Annotated in this window: 12 protein-coding genes; 7 read left to right on the top strand and 5 right to left on the bottom strand. The window is 58.6% G+C overall.

The annotated features are described in order from the left end of the window. Position 1: 1 nt before the first annotated feature. Both efeO and efeU read right to left on the bottom strand, forming a co-directional pair. The gene (gene efeO / locus L384_RS07675) at positions 2-1,129 is read right to left on the bottom strand and encodes an iron uptake system protein EfeO (protein WP_023324437.1); all 1,128 of its coding nucleotides are present in this window, start codon (positions 1,127-1,129) and stop codon (positions 2-4) included. A gap of 39 nt (positions 1,130-1,168) precedes the next feature. Continuing rightward, positions 1,169-2,002, bottom strand: coding sequence for an iron uptake transporter permease EfeU (gene efeU, locus L384_RS07680; protein WP_023324436.1), 834 nt, complete (start codon positions 2,000-2,002; stop codon positions 1,169-1,171). 251 nt (positions 2,003-2,253) lie between these two features. Between efeU and L384_RS07685 the strand changes: the two genes are divergently transcribed. Next, complete coding sequence (locus tag L384_RS07685; RefSeq protein WP_023324435.1) at positions 2,254-3,438, top strand: NupC/NupG family nucleoside CNT transporter; 1,185 nt, start codon at positions 2,254-2,256, stop codon at positions 3,436-3,438. 82 nt (positions 3,439-3,520) lie between these two features. On the opposite strand, the gene L384_RS07690 is transcribed toward L384_RS07685, so the two are convergent. Both L384_RS07690 and putP read right to left on the bottom strand, forming a co-directional pair. Further along, a complete protein-coding gene (locus L384_RS07690; RefSeq protein ID WP_023315789.1) occupies positions 3,521-3,940 on the bottom strand; it encodes a DUF3574 domain-containing protein in 420 nt (139 codons plus the stop codon). A 71-nt stretch (positions 3,941-4,011) separates the two neighbouring features. After that, on the bottom strand, positions 4,012-5,520 hold the full coding sequence (putP, locus tag L384_RS07695) for a sodium/proline symporter PutP (protein WP_003858085.1): 1,509 nt from the start codon (positions 5,518-5,520) through the stop codon (positions 4,012-4,014). A gap of 422 nt (positions 5,521-5,942) precedes the next feature. Between putP and putA the strand changes: the two genes are divergently transcribed. Beyond that, positions 5,943-9,905, top strand: a complete 3,963-nt coding sequence (putA, locus tag L384_RS07700) for a trifunctional transcriptional regulator/proline dehydrogenase/L-glutamate gamma-semialdehyde dehydrogenase (RefSeq protein ID WP_023324434.1) — start codon at positions 5,943-5,945, stop codon at positions 9,903-9,905. A 51-nt stretch (positions 9,906-9,956) separates the two neighbouring features. Continuing rightward, positions 9,957-10,352, top strand: coding sequence for a lysozyme inhibitor LprI family protein (locus L384_RS07705; protein WP_015570864.1), 396 nt, complete (start codon positions 9,957-9,959; stop codon positions 10,350-10,352). Here L384_RS07705 and rutR read toward each other — a convergent pair. Continuing rightward, on the bottom strand, positions 10,349-10,987 hold the full coding sequence (gene rutR / locus L384_RS07710; RefSeq protein WP_023324433.1) for an HTH-type transcriptional regulator RutR: 639 nt from the start codon (positions 10,985-10,987) through the stop codon (positions 10,349-10,351). The genes L384_RS07705 and rutR overlap by 4 nt on opposite strands. Positions 10,988-11,232: 245 nt before the next feature. Here rutR and rutA point away from each other — a divergent pair, with 245 nt between their 5' ends. The 4 genes from rutA to rutD are packed head-to-tail and all read left to right on the top strand — an operon-like array spanning position 11,233 to position 14,219. Then, positions 11,233-12,324, top strand: coding sequence for a pyrimidine utilization protein A (gene rutA / locus L384_RS07715; RefSeq protein WP_003858092.1), 1,092 nt, complete (start codon positions 11,233-11,235; stop codon positions 12,322-12,324). Beyond that, positions 12,324-13,013 carry a pyrimidine utilization protein B gene (rutB, locus tag L384_RS07720; RefSeq protein WP_023324432.1) on the top strand — a complete coding sequence of 230 codons (690 nt, stop codon included), beginning with the start codon at positions 12,324-12,326 and terminating at the stop codon, positions 13,011-13,013. Before rutA ends, rutB begins: the two co-directional genes overlap by 1 nt. An 11-nt stretch (positions 13,014-13,024) precedes the next feature. Beyond that, entirely contained in the window at positions 13,025-13,411 is a 387-nt protein-coding gene (gene rutC / locus L384_RS07725) for a pyrimidine utilization protein C (protein ID WP_023324431.1), read from the top strand. Between the two features lie 7 nt (positions 13,412-13,418). Continuing rightward, positions 13,419-14,219 carry a pyrimidine utilization protein D gene (gene rutD, locus L384_RS07730; RefSeq protein WP_023324430.1) on the top strand — a complete coding sequence of 267 codons (801 nt, stop codon included), beginning with the start codon at positions 13,419-13,421 and terminating at the stop codon, positions 14,217-14,219. The last annotated feature ends 3 nt before the right edge of the window (positions 14,220-14,222 follow it).

The following is a 14,222-nucleotide window of genomic DNA, read 5'->3' as shown; positions in this document are numbered from 1 at the left end:
CTTAATCCAGACCCAGTACGCCACGCAGCAGGGAGAGATCTTCCGCCAGCGTCGTAATCGGGCCTTTCAGCGCGTTACGGTCAGCATCGGTCAGCTTGTCGTAGGTTTCGAACCCGTCTTTGGTGCGGTATTTCGACAGGATAGCGTCAACTTTCTTAAAATTGGCATCCACTTTCGCCAGCAGTTCGCCGTTCTCTTTTTGCAGTTGTGGCCGCAGCAGATCGACAATTTTCTGTGCGCCGTCAACGTTTGCCTGGAAGTCCCACAGGTCGGTGTGGCTGTAACGATCTTCTTCACCGCTGATTTTGCTGGCGGCTACTTCTTCAATTAGGCCCGCTGCGCCACCCACCACTTTCGACGGTGGGAATGCCAGCTCGCTGATGCGTTTTTGCAGCTCCAGCACGTCGCTGTTTAGCTGCTCGGCGTATTTCTCCATCCCCCTGGTGGAGTTATCGCCAAACAGGGCTTTTTCCAGACGGTGGAAGCCGGTGAATTTCGGATCGGCGGCCTTCTGCTCGTAGTCGTCTTCACGGGCGTCAATGCTGCCATCGAGGTCAGAGAACAGCTCGGCAATCGGCTCGATGCGCTCGTAGTGCTGACGTGTAGGCGCATACAGGGATTTCGCTTTTTCGATATCGCCCGCTTTCACCGCGTCGGTAAAGGCTTTGGTGCCTGCCACCAGGTCCGCCGTCTCTTTGGTGACGTAGGCTTTATAGGCGGTAATAGCGTCGCCGAGACTCAGCAGCGCCGTGCCTTTGGCCGCGTCCGCCGTCGCTGCGCCTTTGACGATCAGCTTACCTTTCGGGTTAGTCAGCAGGCCGCAGGTCATGTCATATTCCCCGGGCTGAAGATTTGCGGTCATCTTCTGGCTGAAGCCCGGCGCGATATTCTCGCGCTCTTCCACCACCATCACGCCTTTCAGGATCTCCCACTCCAGCGCTTTCTGGCTGTGGTTCTGAATAATAAACTGGGTTTTACCGCTGTTAACCGTGATGGTCATCGGCTCACACTGTTTATCGTTGACGGTGACTTTGACCTGCGGAATATCTGCTGCCTGAGCGGCGAAGGCAGACACGAGCAGCGCGGCGATGCCTGCGCATAACGCACTACGACGGAACTGAATGGCCATGACTCTTCCCTTTAAAGTATGTTGTAACTAAAACAGCACTTACGGCGCAACGCGCGACGTCTGCGAGCCGGTACGCGGCGGCATAGCGAACAGGATCAGCGCCGGAACCAGATAGATAAAGTACATCGCCACTTCGCTGACGCTCGGCGTTTCCTGGTAGCCGAAGATCCCTTCGAGCAGGGTACCGGTCAGTGAATGGGTCGACAGGACGTTGCTGAGATCGAACGCCACGTCCTGGAAGTGGTTCCACAGGCCCGCTTCGTGGAAGGCGCGGATCGCCCCTGCCGCCAGTCCCGCGGCCACCAGCAGAATAAACAGGCTGGTCCACTTGAAGAACGCGCCCAGGTTAAGACGAATGCCGCCCCAGTAGAGCAGGAAGCCAAGCACAACCGCCGTGGCCAGCCCGAGCATCGCGCCCAGCGGCGGCCAGATGCCCACGTCCTGCTGAAAAGCCGCGAGCAGGAAGAACACGGACTCCAGGCCTTCACGCGCCACGGCGAAAAAGACCATCATGATCAGCGCCCAGCCGTGGTGGTTGCCTTTTTGCAGGGCGTTATCCACCGCCTGCTCAAGCTGTACCTTCACGTTACGGGAAACTTTGCGCATCCAGAACACCATCCAGGTGAGGATCACCACCGCTATTACGGCAACAATGCCTTCAAACAGCTCCTGCTCTTTCTGCGGAAATTCACCGGTGGTTTCGTTGATAAGAATACCCAGCCCCAGGCAGAGCGCCGCGGCAAGGGAAACGCCAACCCACATCACGCCAATCCAGCGTCCGCGCTGGGTACGCTTCAGATAACTGGCGATAAGGCTAACAATCAGGGCCGCTTCAAGGCCTTCACGTAACATAATGAGAAAAGGAACAAACATGCCGACACCTTAAATGTTTATCGCGGTCAACTGATGCAAAGAAAGGCAAATTCTTGTGATAGTGATTATCATTACGGCAACAAGAAAAACAAGCGAAATGTGTTGCGTTTTGATGACCAGATGTAAACGCATTGCGGAGTAATAATTGCTTGAGTAACCGTTGCGTTTATAAGGTATAACGAAAATGCCCATTTACGGTTAACCGGGGCTGTGGCTAAATGTCCACCTCGAAAACCAACTGAAAATAAACCATGTTTAAAATTGTCCATTTCCTGCTGGCGCTGGTGATTATTCTTGCGCTTGCCTGGCTGGTGAGTTTCGACCGCCGAAAAGTTCGTATTCGTTTCGTTTTACAGCTGATCGTGATTGAAATTGCGCTGGCGTTCTTTTTCCTGCATGCAGAAAGCGGTCTGTTTATTATTAAATACGTCTCCGGTTTCTTTGAGTCGCTGCTTAAATTCGCTGCCGAAGGGACGAATTTTGTCTTTGGCGGGATGGGTGAAAAAGGGCTGGCGTTTATTTTCCTTGGCGTGCTCTGCCCCATTATTTTTATCTCAGCGTTGATCGGTATTCTTCAGCACTGGCGCATTCTGCCGATCTTTATTCGGGTGATCGGGACGCTGCTGTCAAAACTGAACGGCATGGGCAAGCTGGAATCCTTCAACGCGGTGAGCTCGCTGATCCTCGGTCAGTCGGAAAACTTTATTGCCTACAAGGGCGTACTCGGGGATCTCTCCTCGCGTCGTCTGTTTACGATGGCTGCCACGGCTATGTCGACGGTGTCGCTGTCGATTGTCGGGGCCTATATGACCATGCTCGACGCCAGATTTGTCGTCGCGGCGCTGATCCTGAACATGTTCAGCACCTTTATTATTCTTTCGGTCATTAACCCGACCCGCCCGGAAGCGGAGCCGGATATCAAGCTGGAAAAACTGCACGAATCCCAGAGCTTCTTTGAAATGCTGGGCGAGTATATTCTGGCCGGTTTTAAGGTGGCAATGATTATTCTGGCGATGCTGATTGGTTTTATCGCCCTTATTAGCGCCGTTAACGCCCTCTTCTCCAGCATATTTGGCATGAGCTTCCAGCAGGTTCTGGGTTATGTGTTTTATCCGCTGGCGTGGCTTATTGGTATTCCGTTGAGCGATGCCTTAAACGCGGGGAGCATTATGGCAACTAAACTGGTGGCGAATGAATTTGTGGCGATGATCGAGCTGCAAAAAATTGCCCATCAAATGTCACCTCGCGGGCTGGGTATTTTGTCCGTGTTCCTGGTGTCGTTCGCTAACTTTGCTTCCATTGGCATTGTGGCGGGGGCAATAAAAGGTCTGAACGAGCAGCAGGGCAACGTGGTGTCGCGGTTTGGTTTGCGTCTGGTGTACGGCGCGACGCTGGTGAGCCTGCTTTCGGCGAGCTTTGCGGGGTTGGTGTTGTAAGTTTTGTGCGGTTAATGCCCGGCGGCGCTTCGCTTGCACGGGCCTACGATACTACAACGGCGGGATTTCCCGCCGTTTTTCATTAAAACTGCACGCACACCGGCTGGTCAACCCGCATCACCGACTCCTGCGCGAAGCGTGACTTATAGATCCCGCGCAACGCTTCAATATTCTTCTCACTCTGCGCATCTTTCCCGTGGATCAGCATCAGCGCCTTGCTCGGCTCGCGCGCCACCTTGCCGTCGTTACCCAGCCACTGACCACGGGCATCAAACACCGTTAAGCCATCGCGAAAACGCGGCGTCACGTCCTGGTCAACAAACTGCTGCCACTCGCTGCCGGTAATCTGCGCCCCTGCCGGGCGATTCAAGCCAAAATAGAGCGTGGTCTGCTGCATCTGGTTATCCGCTTTGCAGGTTTCCACCGGCACGTGCTGCGCGGGTGCGTTACAGCCCGCCAGCATCACGAATGCTGCCACCATTAACCCTGTTTTAATTCTCATTGATGAAGACTCACATAGGTGAAAGGACTATCCCCTCTCCCCACCGGGGAGAGGGTTAGGGTGAGGGGAGATTACTCAGCCTGAAGCTTAGTCGGCGGCGCAGTGTGGTAGTGCGCGTCGGCTTCCGCAAAGCGTTTCTGCATGGAGGCAGACGGTGCTTTACCCAGCAGGCTGAAGACCACGATACCGATGCTGCCGAAGATGAAGCCAGGAATGATTTCGTACAGGCCCAGCCAGGCGAACTGTTTCCAGACGATAACGGTAACCGCACCAATAATCATCCCCGCCAGCGCGCCGTTGCGGGTCATGCGTGACCACATGACGGAGAACAGGACTACCGGCCCAAACGCGGCACCGAAGCCCGCCCACGCGTAGCTCACCAGCCCCAGCACGCGGTTTTCCGGGTTTGCTGCCAGCGCAATCGCCACCAGCGCAACCAGCAGCACCATAAAACGCCCTACCCACACCAGCTCTTTCTGGCTCGCGCCCTTACGCAGGAACGCTTTGTAGAGGTCTTCGGTGATGGCGCTGGAGCACACCAGCAGCTGACAGCTCAGGGTGGACATCACCGCAGCCAGGATCGCGGAGAGCAGAATACCGGCAATCCAAGGGTTAAACAGAATCTGCGCCAGTTCGATGAACACGCGCTCGGCGTTCTGGTTCACCGCGCCCGCCTGCGCCGGGTTGTTGTTAAAGTACGCAATGCCGAAGAAGCCAACCGCGCACGCGCCCGCCAGACACAGGATCATCCACGTCATGCTGATGCGACGCGCGTGAACGATGGTATGGTGAGAATCCGCCGCCATGAAACGCGCCAGAATGTGCGGCTGGCCGAAGTAGCCCAGGCCCCAGCCCATCAGGGAGACGATGGCGACAAAGTTCAGCCCTTTCAGCATATCGACGTTTTCGATGCTCTTCTGCTTGATCACTTCCAGCGATTCGCCAAAGCCGCCGACGGTGAAAATGACAATCACCGGAGTCAGGATCAGGGCGAAGATCATCAGGCTCGCCTGCACGGTGTCGGTCCAGCTTACCGCCAGGAATCCGCCCACGAAGGTATAGAGGATGGTCGCGGCCGCACCGGCCCACAGGGCGGTTTCATAGCTCATGCCGAAAGTACTTTCGAACAGACGCGCGCCCGCCACGATGCCGGAAGCACAGTAGATGGTGAAGAACAGCAGGATCACCACCGCAGAGATAATGCGCAGGATACGGCTGTTATCTTCAAAGCGTCCGGTGAAGTAGTCCGGCAGCGTCAGGGCGTTGTTGTTGGCTTCGGTATGCACACGCAGACGGCCTGCTACCAGCTTCCAGTTGATCCATGCGCCAACGGTCAGGCCGATGGCGATCCAGCTTTCGGAGATACCGGAGATGAAAATCGCGCCCGGCAGCCCCATCAGCAGCCAGCCGCTCATGTCGGAAGCGCCCGCAGAGAGTGCGGTGACCATCGGGCCTAAGCTGCGCCCGCCGAGGATGTAGTCGTCAAAGTTTTTAGTGGAACGCCATGCCAAAAACCCTATCAGGATCATGCCAAAAATATAAACGAGAAATGTCACCAGCATCGGTGTGCTAATAGCCATTCAAATTCTCCAAAATGTCGAGCGACAACCGTCCGGGTTGCCTTGTTATGTCATCACCGGAACGTAGTGATGTGTGTATGTGTTTCCGTTGGGCGCGCTATCCTGCCGTATACGCATCCCACTGACAAACGATTTAACACTGCATTTACATGAATTTCATCACTGGTTTTATACGTCTTTCCTATAGGTTGCACTCGCTCACGCTTTTACGGGTTGCACCTTTAAAAAGTGTTAAGCACCGCATAAAAACTGGGCTCAGAAACGGCCGCACGTTCTTTTTCACAGCTAACTAATCGTTAACAATCCATTCATTTTCCAGCTTGCAGACCAGGTCACATTTAACACGGTTGCACAAAGTTGCAACATGGTGGATATTTCACGCTATCAACAGAACGCTATTACAGAACAACAGGAGTTTTGGCATGGGGATGACCACCATGGGGGTTAAGCTGGATGACGCTACCCGCGAACGGATTAAAACCGCTGCGACCCGCATCGACCGCACACCGCACTGGTTAATCAAGCAGGCGATTTTTAACTATCTGGAAAGACTGGAGAGTGAAGAAGGTCTGCCGGAGCTGCCTGCCCTGCTGGCGGGCGCAGCGAACGAAAGCGAAGAAGCCGCGACGGCCGTTGAGGAGAACCACCAGCCGTTCCTCGAATTTGCCGAGCAGATCCTGCCGCAGTCCGTCAGCCGCGCCGCCATTACCGGCGCCTACCGCCGTGCCGAAACCGACGCCGTGCCGATGCTGCTGGAGCAGGCGCGCCTGCCGGAAGCCGTTGCCGCTCAGGCGCACAGCCTGGCGTATCAGCTCGCCGACAAGCTGCGTAATCAGAAAACCGCCAGCGGACGCGCCGGGATGGTTCAGGGTCTGCTGCAGGAGTTTTCCCTCTCCTCACAGGAAGGCGTGGCGCTGATGTGTCTGGCGGAAGCGCTGCTGCGTATTCCGGATAAAGCCACCCGCGATGCCCTGATCCGCGACAAAATCAGCAACGGCAACTGGCACTCCCACATTGGCCGCAGTCCGTCGCTGTTCGTTAACGCCGCCACCTGGGGCCTGCTGTTTACCGGCAAGCTGGTCTCCACCCATAACGAAGCCAACCTGTCGCGCTCCCTGAACCGCATCATCGGCAAGAGCGGCGAGCCGCTGATCCGCAAGGGCGTGGACATGGCGATGCGCCTGATGGGCGAGCAGTTCGTCACCGGGGAAACCATTGCCGAAGCGCTGGCGAACGCCCGCAAGCTGGAAGACAAAGGCTTCCGCTACTCCTACGACATGCTGGGTGAAGCGGCGCTGACCGCCGCCGACGCGCAGGCCTACATGGTCTCTTACCAGCAGGCGATCCACGCCATCGGTAAAGCGTCCAACGGTCGCGGTATTTATGAAGGTCCGGGCATCTCTATCAAGCTTTCCGCCCTGCACCCGCGCTACAGCCGTGCGCAGTACGACCGGGTGATGGAAGAACTCTACCCGCGCCTGAAGTCCCTGACCCTGCTGGCGCGCCAGTATGACATCGGCATCAACATCGACGCCGAAGAGGCGGACCGTCTGGAGATCTCCCTCGACCTGCTGGAAAAACTGTGCTTCGAGCCGGAGCTGGCGGGCTGGAACGGGATTGGTTTCGTTATCCAGGCCTACCAGAAACGCTGTCCGTTCGTCATTGACTACCTGATTGACCTGGCCAGCCGCAGCCGTCGCCGCCTGATGATCCGTCTGGTGAAGGGCGCCTACTGGGACAGCGAAATCAAACGCGCCCAGATGGAAGGTCTGGAAGGTTATCCGGTCTATACCCGCAAGGTCTATACCGACGTCTCTTACCTCGCCTGCGCGAAAAAACTGCTCGGCGTGCCGAACCTGATTTATCCTCAGTTCGCCACCCACAACGCCCACACCCTGGCGGCGATCTACAGCCTGGCGGGTCAGAACTACTATCCGGGCCAGTACGAGTTCCAGTGCCTGCACGGCATGGGCGAACCGCTGTACGAGCAGGTGACCGGTAAAGTGGCCGACGGCAAGCTGAACCGTCCGTGCCGAATCTATGCCCCGGTAGGTACCCACGAAACCCTGCTGGCCTACCTGGTGCGTCGTCTGCTGGAGAACGGGGCGAACACCTCCTTCGTTAACCGCATCGCCGATACCACCCTGCCGCTGGACGAACTGGTGGCCGATCCGGTACAGGCCGTTGAGAAGATGGCGGCGCAGGAAGGCCAGATTGGTCTGCCGCATCCGAAGATTGCCCTGCCGCGCGAGCTGTATGGTGCAGGTCGCGTCAACTCGGCGGGTCTGGATCTCGCCAACGAACACCGTCTGGCGTCGCTCTCTTCTGCCCTGCTAAACAGCGCATTGCAGAAGTGGCAGGCCAGGCCGATCCTTGAGCAGTCCGTTGAGGACGGTGAAATGCAGCCGGTGATCAACCCGGCAGAGCCGAAGGATATCGTCGGCTACGTGCGCGAAGCCACGGAAACGGAAGTGGAGCAGGCCCTGGAGAGCGCGGTGAACAACGCGCCAATCTGGTTTGCCACCCCGCCGCAGGAGCGTGCCGCCATTCTGGAACGCGCGGCGGTGCTGATGGAAGATCAGATGCAGCAGCTGATCGGCATTCTGGTGCGTGAAGCGGGTAAAACCTTCAGCAACGCCATCGCCGAAGTGCGCGAGGCGGTAGACTTCCTGCACTACTACGCCGGTCAGGTGCGCGATGATTTCGACAACGAAACCCACCGTCCGCTCGGCCCGGTGGTGTGTATCAGCCCGTGGAACTTCCCGCTGGCGATCTTCACCGGCCAGATTGCCGCGGCGCTGGCCGCAGGCAACAGCGTGCTGGCGAAACCGGCAGAGCAGACCCCGCTGATTGCCGCCCAGGGCATTAACATTCTGCTGGAAGCGGGCGTACCGGCGGGCGTGGTGCAGCTGCTGCCAGGGCGCGGTGAAACGGTCGGGGCCAAACTGACCTCCGATAACCGCGTACGCGGCGTGATGTTTACCGGTTCTACCGAAGTGGCCTCCCTGCTACAACGCAACATCGCCACCCGTCTGGATGCGCAGGGCCGTCCTACCCCGCTGATCGCTGAAACCGGCGGCATGAACGCCATGATCGTGGACTCCTCCGCACTCACCGAGCAGGTCGTCGTTGACGTGCTGGCTTCTGCCTTCGACAGCGCGGGCCAACGCTGTTCCGCCCTGCGCGTACTGTGCTTACAGGATGACGTGGCTGACCACACGCTGAAGATGCTGCGCGGTGCGATGGCGGAATGCCGCATGGGCAACCCGGGCCGTCTCACCACCGACATCGGGCCGGTGATCGACGCGGAAGCCAAAGCCAACATTGAAAACCACATTCAGACCATGCGTGCCAAAGGCCGTCCGGTGTTCCAGGCGGTGCGCGAGAACAGCGAAGATGCCCGCGAGTGGCAGACCGGCACCTTCGTGCCGCCAACGCTGATTGAGCTGGCAAGCTTCGACGAGCTGAAAAAAGAGGTCTTCGGCCCGGTACTGCACGTGGTGCGCTACAACCGTAACAACCTCAACGAGCTGATCGATCAGATCAACGCCTCGGGTTACGGCCTGACGCTTGGCGTGCATACCCGTATCGACGAAACCATTGCCCAGGTGACCGGCAATGCTAGAGTTGGCAACCTGTACGTCAACCGCAACATGGTTGGCGCGGTCGTGGGCGTGCAGCCGTTTGGCGGTGAAGGTCTCTCCGGCACCGGCCCGAAAGCGGGCGGTCCGCTCTATCTGTACCGTCTGCTGGCAAACCGTCCGGAAAATGCGCTGGGCGTGACGCTGGCGCGTCAGGACGCGGAATATCCGGTGGATGCGCAGGTGAAAGCCGTGCTGACCCAGCCGCTGGACGCGCTGATTAAGTGGGCTGAAAATCGTCCTGAGCTGCGTGCGATTGCACAGCAGTACGGCGAGCTGGCGCAGGCGGGAACACAGCGTCTGCTGCCGGGTCCTACCGGCGAGCGCAACACCTGGACGCTGATGCCGCGCGAGCGTGTGCTGTGCGTGGCGGATAACGAGCAGGATGCGCTGGTGCAGCTGGCAGCCGCAACGGCAACGGGCTGTGAGGTGCTGTGGCCGGAAGATGCCCTGCATCGCGACCTCGCCAAACAGTTGCCAAAAGCGGTTTCGGCCCGCATTCGCTTTGCGAAGGCCGATGCCCTGCTGACCCAGCCGTTTGACGCGGTGATCTACCACGGTGATTCCGACCAGCTGCGCGAACTGTGCGAGCAGGTTGCGGCCCGCAGCGGTGCCATCGTTTCCGTGCAGGGCTTTGCGCGCGGGGAAACCAACCTGCTGCTGGAGCGTCTGTACGTTGAGCGCTCGCTCAGCGTCAACACCGCGGCGGCGGGGGGTAACGCCAGCCTGATGACAATCGGCTAACGCTGTGCTAATAAGGCTCCGGAGACGGAGCCTTATTTTATTGGGGAGTGTATGAAACGATATCTTATCGCAGGCGCAGCACTGCTGCTCAGCGCCAGCGCGCTGGCCGACGAGTGCGACAAAGCGACCACCCAGACAGAACTCAGTGCCTGTGCGGCAGAGCAGTACCAGGCTGCGGATAAAAAGCTCAACCAGACGTACCAGGCCGCCATCAAACGCGCGGCAGCCCCTCAGCGCGACCTGCTGAAAAAGGCGCAGCAGGCGTGGATCGCCCTGCGTGACGCAGACTGTAAATTGATGGGTTCAGGAACCGAAGGTGGCACTATTCAGCCGATGATTATCAACCAGTGCCTGACGGAGAAAACAGCGGAGCGCGAAGCCTTTCTGGCCTCGTTGATGCAGTGTGAAGAGGGCAATTTAAGCTGCCCTTTCCAACCGGCTGATTAGCGCACACGGATCCCTTCGATAATCATCCGCTGTACGTTTTCCAGGGTGCTCTGGAAAAACGCCTCGTCCTGGAGCGTTTTACCGGTCACCGCCTCGACCTGGGCCGCGAAGTCAGCGTAGTGCTGGGTTGAGGCCCAAATCATGAAGATCAGATGATGCGGATCGACGGGCGCCAGTTTTCCGCTGGCGACCCATCCGGCAATAATGGCCGATTTATCGTCCACCAGCTGCTTTAGATCTCCCGTCAGCTCCGCCTGCAACAGCGGCGCGCCCTGCAACATCTCCAGACAGAACAGCCTTGATGCCTGCGGGTAATCACGCGATACCTCCAGCTTCAGCCTTATGTACTCCTCTATCGCCACCAGCGGGGCCAGCTCTTCGCGAAACGCCTTGAGAGGTGCCAGCCAGATATCGAGGATTTGCTGCATCACCGCCACATACAGCGCCTCTTTCGACGGGTAGTAGTAGAGCAGATTGGTCTTGGACACCCCGGCCTGCTCCGCCACCTGCTCAAGGCGCGTACCGTGAATACCAAACTGCGAAAATGTCTCCAGCGCAGCGCTGAGGATCGCCTGTTTCTTGGCGCTCACCGCCTGCGAACGTTTTCCGGGTGTTTTCACTGCGCCTTGTGTCATTTTCGCTCTCCATTTTCTGTCCTGCGCTCAGCATAGCAAAACCCCCGTCTCGCCACGACCTTCTGCACCCTCAGCGCGCATGAGTGCCTGTTTTCTGTGCAATGATTTTGACCATCTAGTCCACATTTTCGCTGTTAATTTCAACAACCATCATTTAACACCCTAATAACAAAGTGATTTTCAAAACTGGCACTGCCTTTGCAAAAACATCGTGACACCTGCGACGTAATGAAGAGAGGTTCGTGATGAAAATTGGCGTATTTGTACCGATCGGCAACAACGGCTGGCTTATCTCGACCACTGCCCCGCAATACATGCCGACCTTTGAGCTGAATAAAGCCATCGTGCAGAAAGCGGAGCATTACCATTTCGACTTTGCGCTCTCGATGATCAAGCTGCGCGGTTTCGGCGGTAAGACCGAATTCTGGGACCACAACCTGGAGTCCTTTACCCTGATGGCGGGCCTGGCGGCGGTCACCTCGCGGATCCAGATCTACGCCACCGCCGCCACCCTTACCCTGCCCCCGGCGATCGTGGCGCGGATGGCCTCCACCATCGACTCCATCTCCGGCGGGCGCTTTGGCGTTAACCTGGTCACCGGCTGGCAAAAGCCGGAGTACGAGCAGATGGGGATCTGGCCGGGGGACGATTACTTCTCCCGTCGCTACGACTACCTGACTGAATATGTGCAGGTGCTGCGCGATCTGTGGGGCACCGGCAAAAGCGATTTCAAAGGCGATTTCTTCACCATGAACGACTGCCGCGTCAGCCCGCAGCCGTCGGTGCCGATGAAGGTTATCTGCGCCGGGCAGAGCGACGCCGGGATGGAATTCTCCGCGAAATACGCCGACTTCAACTTCTGCTTCGGCAAAGGCGTTAACACCCCTGCCGCCTTCGCGCCCACTGCGGCACGCATGAAAGCGGCCGCCGATAAAACCGGGCGCGACGTGGGCTCCTACGTGCTGTTTATGGTGATTGCCGACGAAACCGATGACGCCGCGCGCGCCAAATGGGAACGATACAAGGACGGCGCGGATGACGAAGCGCTGAGCTGGCTGACCGAGCAGAGCCAGAAGGATACCCGCTCCGGCGCGGACACCAACGTTCGCCAGATGGCCGACCCGACGTCTGCCGTCAATATCAACATGGGCACCCTGGTTGGCTCGTATGCCAGCGTCGCCAGAATGCTCGACGAAGTGGCTGCCGTGCCCGGCGCCGAAGGCGTGCTGCTGACCTTCGATGATTTTCTCACCGGCGTGGAAACCTTCGGCGAGCGCATTCAGCCGCTGATGCAGTGCCGCGCCCACATCCCTGCCGTGACGAAGGAGGTGGCGTAATGACGACCCTCAACGCTCGCCCGGAAGCCATTACCTTTGACGCGCAGCGCAGCGCGCTGATCGTGGTGGATATGCAAAACGCCTATGCCAGTAAAGGCGGGTATCTGGATCTGGCCGGGTTTGACGTCTCCACCACGCAGCCGGTGATTGAGAACATCAAAACCGCCGTGCACGCTGCGCGCGCTGCGGGCATGCTCATCGTCTGGTTCCAGAACGGCTGGGACGACCAGTACGTCGAAGCTGGTGGTCCCGGCTCCCCCAACTTTCACAAATCCAACGCCCTGAAAACCATGCGCCAACGGCCAGAACTCCAGGGCACGCTGCTGGCGAAAGGCGGCTGGGATTATCAGCTGGTGGATGAGCTGGTACCGGAAGCCAGCGATATCGTACTGCCGAAACCGCGCTACAGCGGCTTTTTCAATACCCCGCTCGACAGCCTGCTGCGCAGCCGGGGCATTCGTCATCTGGTCTTTACGGGCATTGCCACCAACGTCTGCGTGGAGTCGACCCTGCGCGACGGCTTTTTCCTCGAGTATTTTGGCGTGGTGCTGGAAGACGCTACCCATCAGGCCGGGCCGGATTTTGCCCAGAAAGCCGCCCTGTTCAATATCGAAACCTTTTTTGGCTGGGTCAGTAACGTCAATGATTTCTGCGACGCGCTGAATCCCCCGCTCGCCCGTATCGCCTGAGGAGAACCGCTATGCCGAAATCCGTGATTATTCCGCCGGGCACCAGCACCCCGATTGCCCCCTTCGTTCCCGGCACCCTCGCCGACGGCGTGGTGTATGTCTCGGGCACGCTGCCGTTTGATAAAGACAACAACGTGGTGTTTATCAATGACCCAAAGGCGCAAACCCGCCACGTGCTGGATACGATCAAAACCGTGATCGAAACGGCGGGTGGCACGATGGAGGACGTGACCTTCAACAGCATCTTTATCACCGACTGGAAAAACTACGCCGCGATTAACGAAATCTACGCGGAGTTTTTCCCGGGCGATAAACCGGCGCGGTTTTGCATCCAGTGCGGGCTGGTAAAGCCGGACGCGCTGGTTGAAATTGCCACCGTTGCGCACATCGCGAAGTGAGGCCGCCATGAAACTGTCCATTTCCCCGCCCCCCTTTGCGGGCGCGCCCGTGGTGGTACTGATTGCCGGGCTCGGCGGCAGCGGGAGCTACTGGCTGCCTCAGCTCGCCGTGCTGGGGCAGGAGTATCAGGTGGTGTGCTACGACCAGCGGGGCACGGGGAATAACCCGGATACCCTGCCGGAAGACTACACCCTCGCACACATGGCCGACGAGCTCGCACTGGCGTTAGCCGGGGCAGGGATCGCCCGTTACTGCGTGGTCGGCCACGCGCTGGGGGCGCTGGTGGGCCTGCGGCTGGCCATCGATAAGCCCGACGCCCTTACCGCGCTGGTCTGCGTCAACGGCTGGCTGACGCTCAATGCCCATACCCGACGCTGTTTTGACGTTCGCGAACGTCTGCTGCATGCGGGCGGCGCGCAGGCGTGGGTAGAGGCACAGCCCTTGTTCCTCTACCCGGCAGACTGGATGGCCGCCCGCGCCCCGCGGCTGGAGGCCGAGGACGCGCTGGCGCTGGCCCATTTTCAGGGCAAAGCCAATCTGCTGCGCAGGCTGCATGCGCTGAAGCAGGCCGATTTCAGCCGCCACGCTGCACGCGTTCGCTGCCCCGTGCAGATTATCTGTTCCACCGACGATCTGCTGGTGCCGTCCGTCTGTTCTGATGAACTGCACGCCGCACTCCCGCACGCCCGCAAAACGGTCATGCGCCAGGGCGGGCATGCCTGCAACGTGACCGCGCCGGACATCTTTAACACTCTGCTGCTGAACGGGCTTGCCAGCCTGCTGCACAGCCCAGAACCCGCTTTGTAAGGA

Origin of the sequence: Enterobacter sp. MGH 38 (assembly GCF_000492855.1) — a bacterium.
Lineage (GTDB): Bacteria > Pseudomonadota > Gammaproteobacteria > Enterobacterales > Enterobacteriaceae > Enterobacter > Enterobacter hormaechei_C.
The sequence above is the reverse complement of the archived record's forward strand: the minus strand, read 5'-3'. Positions and strand labels throughout refer to the sequence as shown.